A 19,121-nucleotide genomic window follows, 5' to 3' on the forward strand; every position below is an offset into this window, starting at 1 on the left:
CTCAGCCCTCCAGGAACGCCAGCAGGGAGTTCGCGAGGAGGAACGGGTCGTCGGAGCCGCAGAGTTCGCGGGCCGAGTGCATCGACAGGATCGCCACGCCGATGTCGACGGTCTGGATGCCGTGGCGGGCGGCGGTGATCGGGCCGATCGTCGTGCCGCACGGCATGGAGTTGTTGGAGACGAAGGTCTGCCACGGCACCCCGGCCCGCTCGCAGGCCGCGGCGAACACCGCGCGGCCGCTTCCGTCGGTGGCGTAGCGCTGGTTGACGTTGACCTTAAGGATGGGTCCGCCGTTGACGCGCGGGTGGTGCGAAGGGTCGTGCCGCTCCGCGTAGTTGGGGTGGACCGCGTGCCCGGTGTCCGAGGACAGGCAGATGGTGGCGGCGAAGGCGCGGGCCTTGTCCTCGTACGTGCCGCCGCGCGAGAAGACTGAACGTTCCAGCACGTTGCCCAGCAGGGGGCCGTCGGCGCCGGTGTCCGACTGGGAGCCGTTCTCCTCGTGGTCGAAGGCCGCCAGCACCGGGATGTGGTCCAGGCCCTCGGAGGCGGACACCGCGGCGAGGGCGGCGACACCCGCGTGCACCGACAGCAGGTTGTCCATGCGCGGGCCGGCCAGCAGCTCGCGGTCGCGGCCCAGGTAGGCGGGCGGCTCGATCGAGTGGACCATCAGGTCCCAGCCGGCCACCGAGCCCTGCGGCAGGCCCTCTTCCTCCTCCAGGAAGGCGATCAGGTCGCCCTCGCGGGCCTCGCCCAGGCCCCAGATCGGCTGCATGTGCCGCTGCTTGTCGAGCTTGAGGCCGTCGGTGTTGACGGAGCGGTCCAGGTGCACGGCGAGCTGCGGGACGCGCAGCAGGGCGCGGTCCACGTTCACCAGGCGCTCGGTGCCGTCGCGCAGGGTCAGCCGCCCGGCGAGGCCGAGGTCGCGGTCGAGCCAGGTGTTGAGCAGGGTCCCGCCGTAGATCTCCACGGCGACCTGGCGCCAGCCCTGCGAGCCGGTGTCCGGCACGGGCTTGACCCGCAGGTTGGGCGAGTCGGTGTGGGCGCCGATGATCCGGAAGGGGGTGTGCGCGGCCGCGCCCTCGGGCACGTACCAGGCGATGAGCGCGCCGCCGCGCAGGACGAACCTGCCCCCCGTGCCCGAGTCCCAGGCGTCCGATTCCGACAGCTGCCTGAAGCCCGCCTTCTCCAGCCGCTCCGCCGCGTTCGCCACTGCGTGGTACGGCGACGGACTGGCCGTCAGGTAGGTCATCAGATCGTCGGTGTGGCCGCGGTCGAAGCGGGCGGGAGAGCTCATGTGGTTCACCTTAACGACGGTCGTGTTCGCCATGGCCGGACTGCGGCGGATAGCCGAGAGGCAGGGGACAGCAGGGGGTTTGCCCCGCGGCCCCGCCGCTCTCAGCCCGGCGGACGCTCGAATCTGCGCTGCAGTTGTCTGCGCTCGCCCCGGCGGATGCGCGGGAGCATCTCGGGGGTCTGCGGCGGGCGCTGCGCGCGTCTCTTGCGTCCGGCGCAGAAGATACAGGCCTCACCCGGAGGGGCATCGGGGTCGATCGGCGCGCCGGGGTGCTCGGAGCATCCCGACGCGTTGCGCGGCCGCGACAGCTCCCGGGCCACGATGAAGGCCCGGTGGAGGTCGTCCGCGATGCGCACGAAGTCCTGGTCGGCGGAGCCGAGCGTGAGGTGGAAGCGCTGCTCGTCGATCACGCGCAGGTAGTGGCGCAGGACGTCGAGGGTGTACGGCGGGTCGGGCACGGGGTACCCGAGACGCCGCTGCTCGCCCGCGGGGGCGGGGCCCGCGGCCCGGCCGCCCTGCAGGCGCCGGCCGAGGCGGCGGCGGTCGTTGCAGATGAGGCAGCGGCCCCAGCCCTCGGGCGCCTCGGGGTCGAGGGCGCCGTTGGGGTGCTCGGGGCAGCCGGTGTAGCTCTTGGCGGGGGCCAGGCCCGCCGCCGTCTGGAAGGCCACGTACAGGGCGTCGGCCACCGGTTCGTACTCGGCGGGGTGGGCGCCGTCGTAGAGGTCCTTGATCCGGTCGCCGAGCGCGCCCACGTTGGCCTGGAGCTCCTTGAGGGCGTACGGGCGCCCCGTGGGGACCGAGTACCCCCTGCTGCCGTGCTGCTCCTGTGGACTCATGTCTACGAGCGTGCCACGAACCACCGACAACGGCCGAAACGGCCCGACAGCAGTGGCCGGACCCCCGACAGGGAGGGTCCGGCCACTGTGCGTACGTACACCGCGTACGTTTTTGATCGGCGAGGCGGGCGTGCCTTAGAAGGCGGCCTCGTCGAGGTCCATCAGGGAGTTGTCGACGGCCTCGGCCAGCGCGCGCTGGACCGAGACGCCCGGCAGGACCTGGCCGGCGAAGAACTTCGCGGCGGCGATCTTGCCGGTGTAGAAGGCGGCGTCCTTGGCGGAGGCGCCCTCCAGCTTCCCGGCGGCCACGGCCGCGCCCTTGAGCAGCAGGTATCCGACGACGACGTCACCGGAGGCCATCAGCAGGCGGGTGGTGTTCTGGCCGACCTTGTAGATGTTCTTGACGTCCTCGCCGGTGGCGGTGAGGTCGACGATCATCTGGCCGACGATGCCCTCCAGGTCCACGGCGGCCTTGGCGAGGGCGTCGCGGGCGGGGGCGAGGTCCTCGCCGCCGGGGCCCTCGGCGAGGAACTTCTTGATCGTCTCGGAGAGGATGTTCAGCGAGGCGCCCTGGTCGCGGACGATCTTCCGGAAGAAGAAGTCCTGGCCCTGGATGGCCGTGGTGCCCTCGTAGAGGGTGTCGATCTTGGCGTCGCGGATGTACTGCTCGATCGGGTATTCCTGGAGGTAACCGGAACCGCCGAAGGTCTGCAGCGACTGGGCGAGCTGCTCGTAGGACTTCTCCGAGCCGTAGCCCTTGACGATCGGCAGGAGCAGGTCGTTGAGGCCGATCTCGGCGGAGGCGTCCTCGCCGGCGGCCTGCTTGAGGGCGATCTCGTCCTGGACGGAGGCCGTGTAGAGCACCAGGGCGCGCATGCCCTCGGCGTAGGCCTTCTGCGTCATGAGCGAGCGGCGTACGTCGGGGTGGTGCGTGATGGTGACCTTGGGCGCGCTCTTGTCCATGAAGTTCGCGAGGTCGGGGCCCTGCACGCGCTCCTTGGCGTACTCCAGGGCGTTCAGGTAGCCCGTCGAGAGCGTCGCGATGGCCTTCGTGCCGACCATCATGCGGGCGAACTCGATGATCATGAACATCTGGCGGATGCCGTCGTGCTTGTCGCCGATCAGCCAGCCCTTGGCGGGGTGCTGGTCGCCGAAGGTCATCTCGCACGTGTTGGAGGCCTTGAGGCCCATCTTGTGCTCGACGTTGGTGGCGTAGACGCCGTTGCGCTCGCCCAGCTCGCCGGTCTCCCAGTCGAAGTGGAACTTCGGGACGAGGAAGAGGGACAGGCCCTTGGTGCCCGGGCCGTGGCCCTCGGGGCGGGCGAGGACGTAGTGGAGGATGTTCTCCTCCATGTCGTGCTCACCGGAGGTGATGAAGCGCTTCACGCCCTCGATGTGCCAGGAGCCGTCCTCCTGCTGGACGGCCTTGGTGCGGCCGGCGCCCACGTCCGAGCCGGCGTCCGGCTCGGTGAGGACCATGGTGGAGCCCCAGCGCTTCTCGACGGCGATCTGCGCGATGCGCTTCTGGGCCTCGTTGCCCTCCTCGTGGAGGACGCCCGCGAAGGCCGGGCCGGAGGAGTACATCCAGATGGCCGGGTTGGAGCCGAGGAGCAGCTCCGCGTACGCCCAGATGAGGGAGCGGGGCGAGGTGGTGCCGCCGATCTCCTCGGGCAGGCCCAGGCGCCAGTACTCCGAGTCCATGAAGGCCTCGTAGGACTTCTTGAAGGAGGCCGGGACCGGGGCGGTGTTGGTGGCCGGGTCGAAGACCGGCGGGTTGCGGTCGGCGTCCGCGAAGGACTCCGCGAGCTCGTTCTCCGCGAGGCGGGCGATCTCGGACAGGATGCTCTTGGCGGTCTCGGTGTCCATCTCGCCGAACGGGCCGGTGCCGTACAGCTTGTCGCGGCCGAGCACCTCGAAGAGGTTGAACTCGATGTCGCGGAGATTCGACTTGTAGTGCCCCATGGCGACGGCTCCGTTAAGGCTCGGGGAGACAGGTTCCTCGTACATACCAATCGGTAACGTCATGATGCTACCCACCAGTAATAAGAAGCAACCCTTCGTCGGCCACTGTGACCAGCATCAAGCGGGAATCCCTGGAGGGTGCCTGGGGGCGGGGCCCGCTCGGTAGGCTTCGGTCCATGTACGGCTACGACCAGAACGTGAGCGCGGGGCAGCAGCAGTACGCCGCCCCGCAGCAGATGGCCGGCGGGTACGGCGAGCAGCCGCTCTACCCCGAGCCCTCTCCGCCGTCGCTCGCCGACGCGGTACGGGCCTTCACCACCGGGTCGCTGTCCGCCGAGGACTTCCAGCAGATCTTCGCGACGTCGAAGGTCTACTGCCCGCGCGGCGACACCCCGGGGTTCCTGGCCCTGCACAACACGCAGCAGCCGGTCATCCCGATGTTCACCACGCTCAAGGAGCTCCGCCGGTACGCCGGCAAGGAGTCCAAGTACTTCGTCATCACCGGCGCCGAGGTGATCGACCTGCTGCCCACCGGGTACGGCTTCGTCCTCGACATGGAGGGCGACCACCGGATGGTGTTCGACGCGAAGGCCGTCGAGCAGATGGTCGACTTCGCGATGCGCCGCATGTACGGCTGACCTGTCGTAGTGGCGCCGGCGCCGGGGGTGGTCGGACCTTGCTGAGGGTGCACTTCACGGCCGAGGACCTGTTCCAGGTCACCTTCGCCGCCGAACCGCTGCCGCTGCTCGAACTCGCCATGGCCCTGGTCGCCTTCCAGCGCACCGACGAGCCGGCCGTCTTCGGCCCCTGGCGCCGCCGCGTCTGCCGCGACCTGCCCGGCCGGGCCCGCGGGCCGCTGCTCGAACTCCTGCGCCCGGACGGCCAGAACCCGCAGTTCATCGAGCCGTACGCGGCCACCCTGGAGGAAGGCCTGGCGGCCGTCCGCGAGGCGGGCGCACTGCTCACCGGCGAACAGCTGGCCACCGCCGCCGCCCGCGCCCCCGGCGGCCGGCCCGCCTGGCTGCGCGCGCTGTGGGAGCAGGACCGCGGGGCCTGGGACCAGTTGGGCGGGGCGATCGGCTCCGCGTACGAGGCGGTCATCGCCCCGTACTGGCCGCACATCCGGCAGTCCTTCCGGGCGGACGTGGCCTGGCGCACCCGGCTGCTGGCCGCCCACGGCATCAAGGCGTGCCTGGCCGGCATCCACCCGGCGGCCCGCTGGTCGGGCACCGTCCTGGAGGTCGACGGGCCGCCCGGGTACGAGGTGCACCTCGGCGGGCGCGGGCTGCTGCTGATGCCGTCGCCGTTCTGGACGGGCCGGCCGCTGCTCGCGGAGGGCCCCGACGGACCCGCCGGGCGGCCCGTGCTCATGTACCCGGCGCTGACGCCGCTGCCGCTGGTGGAGGCGGGCCCGTCCGGGGGCCCGGCGGGGGCCGCGCTGGACGCGCTGCTCGGGCGGACCCGGGCGGCGGTGCTCCGGCTGCTGGTCCAGCAGCGGACCACCAGCGAGCTGGCCCGGGACCTGGACGTCAGCCTCCCGTCGGTCTCGGAGCACACCCGCACCCTGCGCGCGGCCGGGCTGATCACCACCGAGCGGGACGGGAAGGCGGTGCTCCACTCGGTGACGGGCCTGGGCGTGGAACTCCTGCGCAGCGGCGGCTGAGAACCGCCGGAGGTCCGCCGGAGGCCCGCCGGGGGCCCGCCGGAGCTTTCGGCCACCGCCGAAAGGATCGCCGGGGCGGCCCGCCCTCCCGCACCATCGGGAGCGGCGGGGGACCCACGGGGGAGGTCCCCCGCCGGCCCCGCCCGCCGCGCCTACCCCCGGCCGGCGGCGGCTGCGGCCGCCCGGCTCCGGCGCCACAGGGCGGTGCCCGCGGCGGCCGCCGCCAGGACCGCCAGACCGTACGCGTACAGCAGCGAGGGGTCGGGGCGGTAGGCCAGGGAGAGCCGGATCCCGGCGAAGAACGGGATGCCGATCAGGGCCCAGCGGCCGTCGTAGTCGATCCCGGACGTCGCCCACTGGAGCAGCAGGGCGGCGAGGAAGGTCAGCACCGCCCACGCGCCGAGGTAGGGCCAGGGCGAGCCGGGCAGGGGCTCCATCGGCAGCCCGGTGGCCGCCCACCGGTACACGGCGTACCCGGCGCCGGTCATCACCGCCGTCATCGCGAGGGCCGTCGCGGGCACGCGCAGCCAGCCGGGCGGGCTCCACGCCGGCTCGGGGGCGGTCTCTGTCTCTGTCTCTGTCTCGGTGTCGGTTCCGGTTCCGGTGTCGGGGGTCGGCCGGGGGGTGCTGTTCTCCATGCCCGGGTAGACCGCGCCCGCCGCCCCCTGGTTGTCAGGTACGGGCAAAAACCCCGGTTCGCGGCGGAAAGCGGCCGAAAACCCCCGCCCGCGGCTCCTTGGGACGGTCCGCGCCCGACCGGGAATGCTCCGGACGGGTGAGCTGTTCCGTGCGGTGTGGCAGAAAGTTCGAGTTTCAACTAAACTCGACGCAGAAGGAGGTCCTGACCATGCCCGCAGTGACTGTTGAGAACCCGTTGACCCTTCCGCGCGTGGCCGAGCCCCAGACGGCCGCCGCCCGCAAGGTGCTCGCCGTGACCACGGCTCCCGGGGGATTCGAGGGCGAGGGCTTCCCGGTGCGCCGCGCCTTCGCCGGGATCGACTACCAGCACCTCGACCCGTTCATCATGATGGACCAGATGGGCGAGGTGGAGTACGCGCCGGGCGAGCCGAAGGGCACCCCCTGGCACCCGCACCGCGGCTTCGAGACCGTCACCTACCTGCTCGACGGGACCTTCGTCCACCAGGACAGCAACGGCGGCGGCGGAGTCATCAACGACGGCGACACCCAGTGGATGACCGCCGGCTCGGGCCTCCTGCACATCGAGGCCCCGCCGGAGCACCTCGTCGTCAGCGGCGGGCTCTTCCACGGCCTCCAGCTGTGGGTGAACCTCCCGGCCTCGGACAAGATGATGCCCCCGCGCTACCAGGACATCGGCGGCGGCAAGGTCAAGCTGCTCACCACCCCCGACGGCGGCGCGCTGCTCCGCGTCATCGCCGGTGAGCTCGACGGGCACGAGGGCCCGGGCATCACCCACACCCCGATCACGATGATCCACGCGACCGTCACCCCGGGCGCGCAGCTCACCCTGCCGTGGCGCGAGGACTTCAACGCCCTCGCGTACGTCATGGCCGGCCGGGGCACCGTGGGCACCGACCGCAGGCCGGTCCACACCGGGCAGACGGTCGTCTTCGGCGAGGGCGGCTCCCTCACGGTCCGCGCGGACGAGTCCCAGGACTCCCACACCCCGGACCTGGAGATCGTCCTGCTCGGCGGCCGCCCGATCCGCGAGCCGATGGCGCACTACGGGCCGTTCGTCATGAACACCCGGCACGAACTCCAGCAGGCCTTCGACGACTTCCAGGCGGGCCGCCTGGGCCGGATCCCCACCACTGCCCGGGAGCGCACCGCCTCGGCGGAGCAGCACTCCTGAGTCGGAGCGGCACTCCTGGGCGGAACGCCCGCCGGGCAGCCCGGCGGGCAGCCAGGCGGGCGTACTAGCCGGGGTCGGTGCGCGAATCCCCGTACCGGCCCCGGAGTTCCGAGACGATGCCGAAGGCGGCCGCCGTCAGGGGGACGGCCAGGAGCATGCCGAGGACGCCGGCGACGCTCGCGCCCGCCGTGATCGCCAGCATCACCACCGCCGGGTGCATCTGGACCGTGCGGCTCTGCACCATCGGCTGCAGGACGTAGCCCTCGATCATCTGGACGGCCAGCACCACGCCCAGCGCCCACAGGCCGATCACCCAGCCCCGGTCGGCGAGGGCGACCAGGACCGCCACCGCGCCGGAGAGGAAGGCGCCCAGGTAGGGGATGTAGGCGGTCACGAACACCAGGGCCGCCAGACCCAGCGCACCCGGCACCCCCAGCACCAGCAGACCGGTGCCGATCAGCACGGCGTCGACCAGGGCCACGAAGGTGGTCCCGCGCATGAACCCCTCGACGGCCTCGAAGGCGCGTCGGCCCATGGCCTCCATCAGGTCGCCCGAGCGGCGCGGGACGAGGGCCCGCAGTGTGCCCACGGCCCGGTCGGAGTCGCGCAGGAAGAAGAAGATCAGGACCAGCGCCAGCAGGGCCGTCGCGATCATCGCGGCGACCACGCTGATCCCGGCGACGACCCCCGAGGCAGCCGTACCGCCGAACTTGGCGAGGAGCTCCTTGGAGTTCGCGGCGAGGTCCTGCAACGAGGTACCGGCCGCCCCGAAGTGCTCCGCGAGGGCCTCCCCGGCCCGTACGAGGGAGTCGATGATCTGGTCGCCGGTCTCGACGAGCGCCAGGACCACGATGTACGCGGCCCCGCCGACGACGCCGACCACCGCGAGGCAGGTGAGCGCGGCGGCGAGCGAGCGGCCGACGCGCATCCGGACGAGCCGCCGGTGCAGGGGGCCGAGCAGGGCCGTGCCGAGGACGGCGAGCAGGACGGGCGTCACGACCGCCTTGAAGACCACGCAGAGCCAGATCCCGACGGCGGCGACGCCCGTGACGATCAGCAGGACCGCGCACCAGGCGGCCAGCCGGCGCACCGGGTCGGGCAGAAGCGGGGTCGGCATCGCCGTGTCCACCTCCCTCTCGACGTTCTCGCGTCTAGGCCGTGTCCGGTGGAGAAAGATCGGTCTCCACCGGTTTGGAGCGTTCGTACAGCTCGAACCAGATCGACTTGCCCGCGCCCCTGGGGTCCACGCCCCAGGTGTCGGCGAGCATCTCCATCAGCAGCACGCCGCGCCCGCTGGAGGCCATCTCGCCGGGGTGCCGCTTGTGCGGCAGCTCGTCGCTGCCGTCGGCGACCTCCACGCGCAGCCGGCGGGTGCCCAGCTCGCCGGCCGCCTCCGCGACCAGCAGCGCGTCCCCGTCGGTGTGCACCAGCACGTTGGTCACCATCTCGGAGACCATCAGCACCGCCGAGTCCACCTGCTCCGGGTCCGCCCAGTCGTGCAGCAGCTCCCGGACCTGGCGGCGGGCGCCCGCGATCCGCTCGGGTTCGGCCTGGGCCACGGTCAGCACCGTGCGCCGGGCGGGCCGGGCCGGGTGCGTCCGGCCGGTCGCGCAGCCGCAGCCGGCGCCCTCGCGGCAGAGCAGCACCACGGCTATGTCGTCCTCGCGGCGGTCGGCGAGGGGGCCGGTGGTGTGGTGCGAGGAGGGCCCGTGCACGGCCTGGACCAGCAGGTCGGCGAGGTGCTCCAGGTGCCCGGCGGTGAGGTCCGCGCCGGGCCCGTACGTCTCGGCGTCGGCCTCCAGGATGGCCCGCAGCCGGGCCCAGCCGGTGTCGAGGTCGTGCCCGCCGGTCTCGATGAGCCCGTCGGTGCACAGCATCATCGTCTCGCCGGGCTCCAGGGTGAACCGGGTCGTCGGGTAGTCGGTGTCGGGGACGATCCCGAGCGGGAGGCCGCCGGCGGTCGGCCGCATCAGGACGGTGCCGTCCGTCATCCGGATCACCGGGTCGGGGTGGCCGGCGCGGGCCACCTCCAGCGTGCCGGTCTCCGGGTCGCACTCCGCGTACAGGCAGGTCGCGAAACGGGGGCTGAGGTAGTCGGACTCGGCGCCGGGACCGCGCTCCCCGGCCTCCGCCCCGGCCTCCTCCTCCTGGGAGGAGCAGAGCCCGGCGAGGAACCGGGAGGCGCGGGAGAGCACCGCGTCGGGCCGGTGGCCCTCGGACGCGTACGCCCGTACCGCGATCCGCAGCTGGCCCATCAGGCCGGCGGCCCGTACGTCGTGGCCCTGGACGTCGCCGATGACCAGCGCGAACCGTCCCGACGGCAGCGGGATCATGTCGTACCAGTCGCCGCCGACCTGGAGCCCGCCGCCGGTGGGGACGTAGCGCGCGGCGATGGTCATGCCGGGGATCTCGGGCCCGAGCTGCGGCATCATCGACCGCTGCAGTCCGGTGGTCAGCTCGCGCTCGGACTCGGCGACTCCGGCCCGCTGGAGGGCCTGGGCGAGCATCCGCGCGACCGTCGTCAGCACGGACCGCTCGTCGGGCGAGAAGGTCACCGGCTGCTTGAAGGCGGCCATCCAGGCCCCCATGGTCCGCCCGGCCACGATCAGCGGCAGGAAGGCCCAGGAGACCCGGCCGAAGGGCTCGGCGAGCGGCCAGGTGACGGGGAAGCGCCGCTCGTACTCCTCCGGGGTGGGCAGGTAGATCGCCCGGCCGGTGCGGACGACCTCCGCGGCCGGATAGGCCGTGTCCAGCACCATGTCCGTGAAGGGGGCCTCGTCGCCCGGCGCGTGCCCGTGGTGGCCGATGACCGAGAGCTTCTCGCCCGCCACCCCGAAGACCGCCAGCCCGTCGGGGCTGAAACCCGGCATGGACAGCGAGGCCGCCACCCGCAGCACCTCGGCCGTGGACCGGGCCTCGGCGAGCGCCCGGCCGGCGTCGAGCAGGAAGGCCTCGCGGGACCGCCGCCAGTCGCCGGTGATGGGGGTGTGGACGGCGGTGGTGCCGGGCTGCGGCTCGGCGATCTCCTGGATGGTGCCGATCAGCTCGTAGTCGACGCGGCCCTCGGGCGTCCGGTTCTCCACGGGTTTGGAGCGGCTGCGCACGGTGCGCAGCACGCGCCCGTCCTCGTCCATGATCCGCAGCCGCGCCTCGGCGAGGGTGCCCTCGGCGACGGCGAGGTTGACGATGCCGTTGATCTCGTTCCAGTCGACCGGGTGGAAGCGCGAGCGCACCGCGACCTCGGGCAGGACGACGGGCTCGGCGGGCAGGCCGAGCAGCCGGGCGGCCTCGCCGTCGAGGGTGACCGTCCCGGAGGCGTTGTCCCATCGCCACAGGCCCGTCGCGATGGCGGCCAGGACGTCCTCGGTGCGCACCCGGTCATCTTTACAGGTGATCCCGCCGACGTGCCTGTTCGGGCGCCTGCTCGGGCGCGCCCGCGCGGCGCCCCGCCCGGACGGTAACCTTGGGACGGTTGAATCCACCCTGGTATCGCGTAGAACTGGATGACTGATGCATCGGTACAGGTCCCACACGTGCGGCGAGCTCCGTGCCTCTGACGTCGGCACCGACGTCCGGCTGAGCGGCTGGCTGCACAATCGTCGAGACCTGGGCGGCATCCTCTTCATCGATCTGCGCGACCACTACGGCATCACGCAGCTCGTCGCCCGCCCCGGCACCGCGGCCGCCGACGTCCTGGACAAGCTGTCCAAGGAGACGGTCGTCCGGATCGACGGCAAGGTCGTCTCCCGCGGCACCGAGAACGTGAACCCCGACCTGCCGACCGGCGAGATCGAGATCGAGGCCGCCGAGGTCGAGGTGCTCGGCGCGGCCGCCCCGCTGCCCTTCACGATCAACACCGACGACGGTGTGAACGAGGAGCGCCGCCTGGAGTACCGCTTCCTCGACCTGCGCCGCGAGCGCATGCACCGCAACATCATGCTGCGCTCGGCGGTCATCGCCTCCATCCGCTCGAAGATGGTGTCCCTCGGCTTCAACGAGATGGCGACCCCGATCCTCACCGCGACCTCCCCCGAGGGCGCCCGTGACTTCGTCGTCCCGTCCCGCCTGAACCCGGGCAAGTTCTACGCCCTGCCGCAGGCCCCGCAGCAGTTCAAGCAGCTGCTGATGATCTCGGGCTTCGACCGCTACTTCCAGATCGCGCCCTGCTTCCGCGACGAGGACGCCCGCGCCGACCGCTCGCCGGGCGAGTTCTACCAGCTCGACGTGGAGATGTCCTTCGTCGAGCAGGAGGACGTCTTCCAGCCGATCGAGAAGCTGATGACCGAGCTCTTCACCGAGTTCGGCGGCGGCCGCCCGGTCACCTCGCCGTTCCCGCGGATCCCGTTCCGCGAGTCGATGCTGAAGTACGGCAACGACAAGCCCGACCTGCGCGCCAAGCTGGAGCTCGTCGACATCACCGACGTGTTCGAGGGCTCGGAGTTCAAGGCGTTCGCCGGCAAGCACGTCCGTGCGCTGGCCGTCCCGGACACCGCCGCGCAGCCGCGCAAGTTCTTCGACGGCCTCGGCGAGTACGCGATCTCGCTGGGCGCCAAGGGCCTGGCGTGGGTCCGCGTCGGCGAGGACGGCTCGCTGACCGGCCCGATCGCCAAGTTCCTCACCGAGGAGAACGTCAAGGTCCTCACCGAGCGTCTGGGCCTGGCGGCCGGGCACGCGGTGTTCTTCGGCGCGGGCGAGTTCGACGAGGTCTCCAAGATCATGGGCCCGGTCCGGGTCGAGGCCGCCAAGCGCGCGGGCCAGTTCGAGGAGAACGTCTTCCGCTTCTGCTGGATCGTCGACTTCCCGATGTACGAGAAGGACGAGGAGACCGGCAAGATCGACTTCTCGCACAACCCCTTCTCGATGCCGCAGGGCGGCATGAAGGACCTGGAGGAGAAGGACCCGCTCGACATCCTGGCCTGGCAGTACGACATCGTCTGCAACGGCATCGAGCTGTCCTCCGGCGCCATCCGCAACCACGAGCCCGAGGTCATGCTGAAGGCCTTCGAGATCGCCGGTTACGAGGCCGAGACCGTCGAGCGCGAGTTCGCCGGCATGCTGCGCGCGTTCCGCCTCGGCGCCCCGCCGCACGGTGGCATCGCCCCGGGCGTGGACCGCATCGTGATGCTGCTGGCCGACGAGCCGAACATCCGCGAGACCATCGCCTTCCCGCTGAACGGCAACGCCCAGGACCTGATGATGGGCGCGCCGACGGTGCTGGAGGAGTCCCGCCTGCGCGAGCTGAACATCGCCCTGCGCAAGCCGGTCGAGACGAAGGCCGCCGACGCCAAGCCGGTCGCGGAGGCCGTCCACCCGGACGCCGCGCGGTAACGCCGTGACGCTGCCGCTCCCGTAGCGGGAAGGGCCCGGGATCCTCGCGGATCCCGGGCCCTTCGCGTTGTCCGGCTGTCGTCAGAAGCGGTCGAGGATGCCCTTGAGGAGGGCGGCGGAGGTCAGCTCCGCGGGGGCCGGGCCGGCGTGGAAGAAGCCGGCGTTCTCGGCGTCCAGCTTGCGCAGGAAGTCGAAGGCCTTGGCGTCGTGGTCGCCGAACGCGACGAACTGCCAGTGCACGCCGGGGGCGGCGGCCGCCGCGTCGGTGATCGCCTGGCGGGCGGGGCGGACGTTGTCGGGGGCGCCGTCCGTCTGGAAGACGACCAGGGCCGGGCCCTCGCCGCCGTCCTTCTGGTAGCGCTCGACGACCGCCTCGACGGCCACGTGGTAGCTGGTGCGGCCCATCCGGCCGAGTTCGGCGTGGCGGGCCTCGACCCAGGTCGCGTCGTGCGCGTCGAGGGTCAGCTCGGCGGTGCCGTCGAGCTCGGTGGAGAAGAACACCGTGTGGACGGTGGCCTCCTCGTCCAGGTGCGCGGCCAGGGCGAGGGCGTGGTCGGCGAGGTGCTGGGCGCTGCCGTCCTTGTAGAACCCGCGCATGGAGCCGGAGCGGTCCAGCACGAGGTACACCTTCGCGCGGGCCCCGGCCTTCCCCTTGGCCCGCAGCACCTGCCCGGCGGCCTTGTACGCCCCGGCGACGCCGGCGGCCCGCCGCCGGACCGCTGCCGCGGCGATGGCGGGTCCCTCGGCCGTCTCGCCCTGCGGCGACGCCTCCTCGGGCTCCGGTTCCGTCCCGGCCCGGGCGGCCACGGGCTCGGCCGTCTCGGCCGTCTCGGCCTCCGGCTCGGGGGCGGCGGCGACGGGCTCGGGCTCCGACTCCGCCTCGGCGGACGCGGCGACGGGCTCCGGTTCCGCCTCGGCGGACACGGCGACGGGCTCGGCCTCCGGTTCCGGTGCGGTGGCTTCGGCTTCGGCCTCGGCTTCGGCCGGCTCGGCGCCGGCCTCGGGCTCCGCCTCGGCGGCGGGTGCGGCGGCGAGGGGCTCGGCCTGGGCCTGCGGCGCGGGCTCTTCGGCGGCGGGCTCCGGCTCCGGGTCGGCCTCGGCCTGGGCGGCCGCGGGCTCTTCGGTGGCGGCGGGGGCTGCCTGGGCCTCGGGCTCCGCTTCCGCTGCGGCCGGCGCCTCCGGTTCCGGTTCTGCGGTGGGCTCCGGGGTGGCCTCGGCCTGCGGCGCGGGGGCCTCCGGCTCCGCCTCGGCGGCGGGTTCGGGCGCGGCCTGCGGCTCCGTGTGCTCAGCGGCAGCGGCAACGGCAGCTGTCGGCTGGGGCGGGACGGCGGTCGCGGGTTCGGCCGGGCCCGCCGGGGACAGCGGACGGCGGGCTTCCGGGACTGTGGGGTCCGCCGCCGGGGCCGGGGCGGCGGTGAGGACCGTCCCCGGCTCACGGTCGCGCGGCGCGGACTGCGGCGGGACCGTCGGGTTGTCGAAGGACGCCGCCACCAGTTCGGCGGCCGCGTCCAGAGGGGTTCGTTCGGCCTGGCTCGGAAGGGCCGCGGCCGAAGGGGCGTCCGACGTCTCGGGGACCGGCTCCGCAGTCCGTCCGAACACCTTGCGCAACAAGCTCCGAATACCCATGGGCCAGGCCTTTCGCATGAGTGCGTGCGTCATTTGTCCGTGCTGCGCGGTTGATCCCTGCCCAGAGTGGACACGTAAGGTTATCGGCCCCTTGGCTGGAACTTCGGCAGGGGCGCCTTTCGTGGCGCCCGCCCTCCCACCCAACCGGACCCCGTCCGCGAACTCCCCCTCCGCCGTGCCGGGTTCATCCATCGTTCATCCCGGCGCCGCCGCATCGGCGCAACCCGCGCCTACCGTCGCGGCTGAATTCGTACCGACACGTCGTCGGCGCCGTGCACTCTCACCGGAGGACACCCTCGTGCGCAAGCTCCTGCCGTTCATCGGCAACCCGCATGGCAGCGGCCGTTCCGCTCTCACCTGCCGCTACCGCTGCGGCGACGCATGCTTCCACGAGGTGCCCAACACCAGCGACAACGAGTACGCCGGCGACGTCATAGCCCGCGCCTACTCCCGCCGCTCGATGCTGCGCTCCGCCGCCGTCGTCACGGTCGCCACCGCCGCCGGCACCGCCGTCACCCTCGGCGCGGGCGGTGGCCAGAACGCCAGCGCCGCCCCCGTGTCCGACGCCGAGGCCAAGCGCGCGGGCGAGGCCGCCCGCGGCCTGCGCTTCAAGCCCGTCGCCCCGAACACCGACGACAAGGTCACCGTCCCCGAGGGCCACGAGCAGAACGTGGTGATCCGCTGGGGCGACCCGATCCTCAAGGGCGCCCCCGCCTTCAACTCGGACAAGCAGACCGCCGCCGCCCAGGCAGGCCAGTTCGGCTACAACAACGACTTCCTCAGCCTGCTCCCGCTCGGCGGCAAGTACGAGCGCCAGCAGCTGCTCGTGGCCAACCACGAGTACACGGACGAGAACCTCATGTTCAAGGGCTACGACCCGGCGAACCCCACCCGCGAGCAGGCGGAGATCGCCTGGGCCGCGCACGGCCTGTCCGTGGTCGTCGTCCAGGAGGACCACCGCAGCGGCAAGCTGACGGCCGTCAGCCGCCACCAGCTCAACCGCCGCCTCACCGCCACCAGCGAGTTCAGGCTGACCGGCCCGGCCGCGGGCAGCGCCCTGCTGAAGACCTCCGTCGACGCCACCGGCACCAAGGTGCTCGGCACCCTCAACAACTGCGCCGGCGGCACCACCCCGTGGGGCACCACCCTCCACGGCGAGGAGAACTTCAACCAGTACTTCGCCAACGCCGGCCAGGTCACCGAGCCGGTCCAGGCCGCCCGCCTGAAGCGCTACGGCGTGACCTCCGGCGCCTCCGAGCGCAAGTGGGAGCGGTTCGACAAGCGCTTCGACGTCGCGCAGGAGCCCAACGAGCCGCACCGCTTCGGCTGGGTCGTCGAGCTCGACCCGTACGACCCGAACTCCGTCCCGCGCAAGCGCACCGCCCTCGGCCGCTTCAAGCACGAGGCCGCGCAGCCCCGCCTCACCGAGGACGGCCGCCCGGTCGTGTACATGGGCGACGACGAGCGCTTCGACTACTTCTACAAGTTCGTCTCCTCGAAGCGGATGATGAAGGGCGACTCGCGCGCGGCGAAGGAGCACAACCTCACGCTGCTCGACGAGGGCACCCTCTACGTCGCCAAGCTCACCGGCGACTCCCCGGCCGCCGGGATCGACGGCTCCGGCAAGCTCCCCGCCGACGGCGAGTTCGACGGCTCGGGCGTCTGGATCAAGCTGGCCACGGCCTCCCCCTCCGGCAACGTCTCGCACGTCGAGGGCATGACCGCCGAGGAGGTGTTCGTCTTCACGCGCCTGGCCGGTGACAAGGCCGGTGCCACCAAGATGGACCGCCCCGAGGACGTCGAGCCGTCGCCGCGCACCGGCCGCGTGTACATCGCGCTGACGAACAACACCGACCGCGGCAAGCCCGGCAAGGCCGGTGCGGACGAGGCCAACCCGCGCAACCTGAACAAGCACGGCCAGATCCTGGAGCTCGCCGAGAACTTCGACGACCCGGCGGGCGACGGCTTCGCCTGGCGGCTCTTCCTGGTCGCCGGCGACCCCAACGACCCGGCCACCTACTTCGCGGGCTTCCCGAAGGACAAGGTCAGCCCGATCTCCTGCCCGGACAACGTGGCCTTCGACCCGCACGGCAACCTGTGGATCTCCACCGACGGCAACCAGCTCGGCTCGCACGACGGCCTGTTCGGCGTCGCGACGGCCGGCGAGCGGCGCGGTGAGCTGAAGCAGTTCCTGACCGTGCCGCGCGGTGCCGAGACCTGCGGTCCGCTGGTCCAGGACCGGCGCGTGCTCGTCGCGGTCCAGCACCCGGGCGAGATCGACGGCGCGTCCGTGGAGAAGCCGCAGTCGGTGTGGCCCGACGGCCCGGGCAAGATCGTCCGCCCGGCGGTGGTGTCCGTGTGGCGCAAGGACGGCAAGAACATCGGCGTCTGATCACGCCGTTCGACGGGGCGGTGGGTCAGCCCGGCTCCGGCAGCCGGCCCACCGGCAGCCGGAGCGTCGTCAGCGCACCCCCGTCCGGGGCGTTGGCGAAGCCCAGCTCGATCTCCAGCACCGCCGCCTGGCCCGCCGCGATCGTCAGGCCCAGCCCGTGGCCCCGGCCGCGGCCGGGGTCCCCGGTGCGGAACCGCTTCGGGCCCTGCTCGATGAGCTCGGCCGGGTAGCCGGAGCCGTGGTCGCGGATCACCACCACCGGCCCCTCCACCGTCACCTCGACCGGCGGGCGCCCGTGCTTGTGGGCGTTGACCAGCAGGTTGGCCAGGATCCGGTCCAGGCGGCGGCGGTCGGTGAACACCACCGCGTCCCGCACGATCCGTACCTCGGCGGGCAGCCGGGTCCCGGCGACGGCCCGTTCCACGGCCCGGCCCAGCTCCACCCGGTCCAGGTCGGCCCGCTCCACCCCGGAGTCCAGCCGGGAGACCTCCAGCAGGTCCTCGGTGAGCAGGTGCAGGGCCTTCAGCCGGTCGTTGATCATCTCCTTGGGCCGGCCTTCGGGCAGCAGCGAGGCCGCGGCCAGCGAACCGGTCAGCGGGGTGCGCAGCTCGTGCGCGACGTCGGCGGTGAACCGCTTCTCCGCCTCCAGCCGTTCCTGGAGCGATGCGGCCATCGAGTCCAGCGCGTGCGCGACGTCCCGCACCTCGTCGTGGTAGCGGCGCGTCCCCGGGCCGGTGTCCGCGGGGAAGCCCACCCGGGCGTCGAGGTCCCCGGCGCTGATCCGGCGGGCGACGGCGGCGGCCGTGGTGAGCCGGCGGCTGATCCGGTCGGCGAGGAAGACGCCGGCCAGGGCCACGACCCCGGCCGCGACCACCGAGGAGACGAGGATCGCGGTGTCGATGTCGCGCAGCCGGTGGCGCGTGTTCGCGTACGGGATCCAGACCGCCAGGGCCTTCTGGTCGGCCGGTGCGGCGGCCCACATGACGGGCTCGCCGTCCCGGGTGCCGACCATGCTGCCGGTCCGTCCGCGGGCGACCAGCTCGCGCAGCGGGCGGGGCAGGCCGGGCGGGTCCAGGGCGAGGTTCACGTCCCCGTGCGAGGTGCCGTACTCGTAGTGGCCGAGGGCGTGGTCGAGGTCCCGTTCGACGTCCTTGCGGACCTCGCCGACGACCTGCCGCGCCACCACGTTGTGCACCAGGATCCCCAGCGCGGCGGCCACCGTGCAGCACACCAGCGTGGTGGTGAGGGCGATCTTCCAGCGCAGGCTGCTCAGCGCGCGCATCGGGCGCGTCCCTCGCTCAGCGGGACGTCCGTGATCGCCGGGCAGTCGTCGAGGGTCAGCTGGGTCAGGCTCATGCTGCGGGCCTGCGGGTCCCACACGTAGTCGGAGACGGAGATGTAGGCGGGGTTCGAGGTCGGCTCGCGGACCGCCAGGTGCTCGGCGGCCACCTCCACCCCCTCCAGCACCCCGCGCCGGGCCAGGACCCGGGCGATCCTTCCGTCGTCGCGGACGGTGTAGACGCGCAGTTCGCTGACCCGGCCGTCCACGTCGAGGGCGGTGATCAGCTCGTCCTCGCCGTCCCCGGTCAGGTCGTGGAGGACGCCGGGACGGACCGGGCAGTACGGGCCGCCGTCCACAGCCTGTGTGCAGAGCGCGAGCCGCTGGACGGCCCGGGGGTCGACGAGCCGTCCGGTGCCGCCGTCCTCGGCGGTGGCGGAGGTGATGTCGGCCCGTACGACGGCCAGCGCGTCCACCCCGCGCATCCCCGGGCCCTTCGGCGCGGGCAGCCCGGGCACCACGGCGGCCGCGCCGGGCTGCTGCCCGGGGCCGGGCGGGTCGGGGCGGTACGCCTTCCACAGGGTCTTGGGGGCGTGCACGGTCCCGAGGTCGCCGGAGCTGCGCAGTCCCTCCACGTCGGCACAGCCGGCCGTGGCCGCCAGCAGGGCGGCGAGCACCAGCGCGTGAGGGCTCCGCATGTACCGATGCTCCCCCGGCTCCGCCGCCGCGTCCCGACCACTGACCCGTCCGGGGGTGCGGTGCCGCTGCGGCTCGCGCCGGTGGGCCGGGTGCGGGTGGGTGTGCCGCTGCGCGGGGCGAGGTCCCCTACCCGCCCTTCGCCCGTTCCCCGGGCTGCGCCCGGACCCCTTGCGGGCACCCCCGCCGGAGTGGGCGTGCGGCTCCAGAAGTA

14 protein-coding genes are annotated in these 19,121 nt (G+C 72.8%); 5 read left to right on the forward strand and 9 right to left on the reverse strand.

The features are described from left to right. Window position 1 precedes the first annotated feature (1 nt). From ACQKM2_RS30725 to ACQKM2_RS30735, 3 genes are all read right to left on the reverse strand, one after another. Window positions 2–1,294 carry a M18 family aminopeptidase gene (locus tag ACQKM2_RS30725; RefSeq protein ID WP_427715421.1) on the reverse strand — a complete coding sequence of 431 codons (1,293 nt, stop codon included), beginning with the start codon at window positions 1,292–1,294 and terminating at the stop codon, window positions 2–4. Window positions 1,295–1,395: 101 nt separating this feature from the next. After that, entirely contained in the window at window positions 1,396–2,130 is a 735-nt protein-coding gene (locus ACQKM2_RS30730; protein ID WP_386272977.1) for a hypothetical protein, read from the reverse strand. A gap of 135 nt (window positions 2,131–2,265) precedes the next feature. Next, complete coding sequence (locus tag ACQKM2_RS30735; RefSeq protein WP_427715425.1) at window positions 2,266–4,092, reverse strand: acyl-CoA dehydrogenase; 1,827 nt, start codon at window positions 4,090–4,092, stop codon at window positions 2,266–2,268. 176 nt (window positions 4,093–4,268) lie between these two features. Between ACQKM2_RS30735 and ACQKM2_RS30740 the strand changes: the two genes are divergently transcribed. Together ACQKM2_RS30740 and ACQKM2_RS30745 are read left to right on the forward strand one after the other, a co-directional pair. Beyond that, on the forward strand, window positions 4,269–4,730 hold the full coding sequence (locus tag ACQKM2_RS30740) for an SseB family protein (RefSeq protein ID WP_007265129.1): 462 nt from the start codon (window positions 4,269–4,271) through the stop codon (window positions 4,728–4,730). A gap of 47 nt (window positions 4,731–4,777) precedes the next feature. Continuing rightward, the gene (locus tag ACQKM2_RS30745) at window positions 4,778–5,755 is read left to right on the forward strand and encodes a helix-turn-helix domain-containing protein (protein WP_427715428.1); all 978 of its coding nucleotides are present in this window, start codon (window positions 4,778–4,780) and stop codon (window positions 5,753–5,755) included. A 152-nt stretch (window positions 5,756–5,907) separates the two neighbouring features. Here the strand turns inward: ACQKM2_RS30745 and ACQKM2_RS30750 are convergent, their stop codons facing one another. Next, window positions 5,908–6,393, reverse strand: coding sequence for a hypothetical protein (locus ACQKM2_RS30750; protein ID WP_427715431.1), 486 nt, complete (start codon window positions 6,391–6,393; stop codon window positions 5,908–5,910). A 209-nt stretch (window positions 6,394–6,602) separates the two neighbouring features. On the opposite strand from ACQKM2_RS30750, the gene ACQKM2_RS30755 reads away from it, so the two are divergent. Beyond that, the gene (locus ACQKM2_RS30755) at window positions 6,603–7,586 is read left to right on the forward strand and encodes a pirin family protein (protein ID WP_427715434.1); all 984 of its coding nucleotides are present in this window, start codon (window positions 6,603–6,605) and stop codon (window positions 7,584–7,586) included. A 64-nt stretch (window positions 7,587–7,650) separates the two neighbouring features. Here the strand turns inward: ACQKM2_RS30755 and ACQKM2_RS30760 are convergent, their stop codons facing one another. Next, window positions 7,651–8,703, reverse strand: coding sequence for an AI-2E family transporter (locus tag ACQKM2_RS30760; RefSeq protein ID WP_427715437.1), 1,053 nt, complete (start codon window positions 8,701–8,703; stop codon window positions 7,651–7,653). Window positions 8,704–8,737: 34 nt separating this feature from the next. Further along, complete coding sequence (locus ACQKM2_RS30765; RefSeq protein WP_427715440.1) at window positions 8,738–10,960, reverse strand: SpoIIE family protein phosphatase; 2,223 nt, start codon at window positions 10,958–10,960, stop codon at window positions 8,738–8,740. Between the two features lie 136 nt (window positions 10,961–11,096). On the opposite strand from ACQKM2_RS30765, the gene aspS reads away from it, so the two are divergent. Beyond that, a complete protein-coding gene (gene aspS / locus ACQKM2_RS30770) occupies window positions 11,097–12,914 on the forward strand; it encodes an aspartate--tRNA ligase (protein ID WP_427715443.1) in 1,818 nt (605 codons plus the stop codon). Between the two features lie 81 nt (window positions 12,915–12,995). On the opposite strand, the gene ACQKM2_RS30775 is transcribed toward aspS, so the two are convergent. Then, window positions 12,996–14,513: a VWA domain-containing protein gene (locus tag ACQKM2_RS30775; protein WP_427715446.1), complete on the reverse strand. Its 1,518-nt coding sequence runs from the start codon at window positions 14,511–14,513 to the stop codon at window positions 12,996–12,998. Window positions 14,514–14,838: 325 nt separating this feature from the next. Here ACQKM2_RS30775 and ACQKM2_RS30780 point away from each other — a divergent pair, with 325 nt between their 5' ends. Then, window positions 14,839–16,932: a PhoX family protein gene (locus ACQKM2_RS30780; protein ID WP_427715449.1), complete on the forward strand. Its 2,094-nt coding sequence runs from the start codon at window positions 14,839–14,841 to the stop codon at window positions 16,930–16,932. 25 nt (window positions 16,933–16,957) lie between these two features. Here the strand turns inward: ACQKM2_RS30780 and ACQKM2_RS30785 are convergent, their stop codons facing one another. Both ACQKM2_RS30785 and ACQKM2_RS30790 read right to left on the reverse strand, forming a co-directional pair. Then, a complete protein-coding gene (locus ACQKM2_RS30785; protein WP_427715452.1) occupies window positions 16,958–18,214 on the reverse strand; it encodes a sensor histidine kinase in 1,257 nt (418 codons plus the stop codon). Continuing rightward, window positions 18,202–18,909: a hypothetical protein gene (locus tag ACQKM2_RS30790; protein ID WP_427715455.1), complete on the reverse strand. Its 708-nt coding sequence runs from the start codon at window positions 18,907–18,909 to the stop codon at window positions 18,202–18,204. The genes ACQKM2_RS30785 and ACQKM2_RS30790 overlap by 13 nt, the downstream gene beginning before the upstream one ends. Window positions 18,910–19,121 lie beyond the last annotated feature (212 nt).

It is taken from the genome of Streptomyces sp. NPDC004126 (assembly GCF_050275515.1).
Classification (GTDB): Bacteria; Actinomycetota; Actinomycetes; order Streptomycetales; family Streptomycetaceae; genus Streptomyces.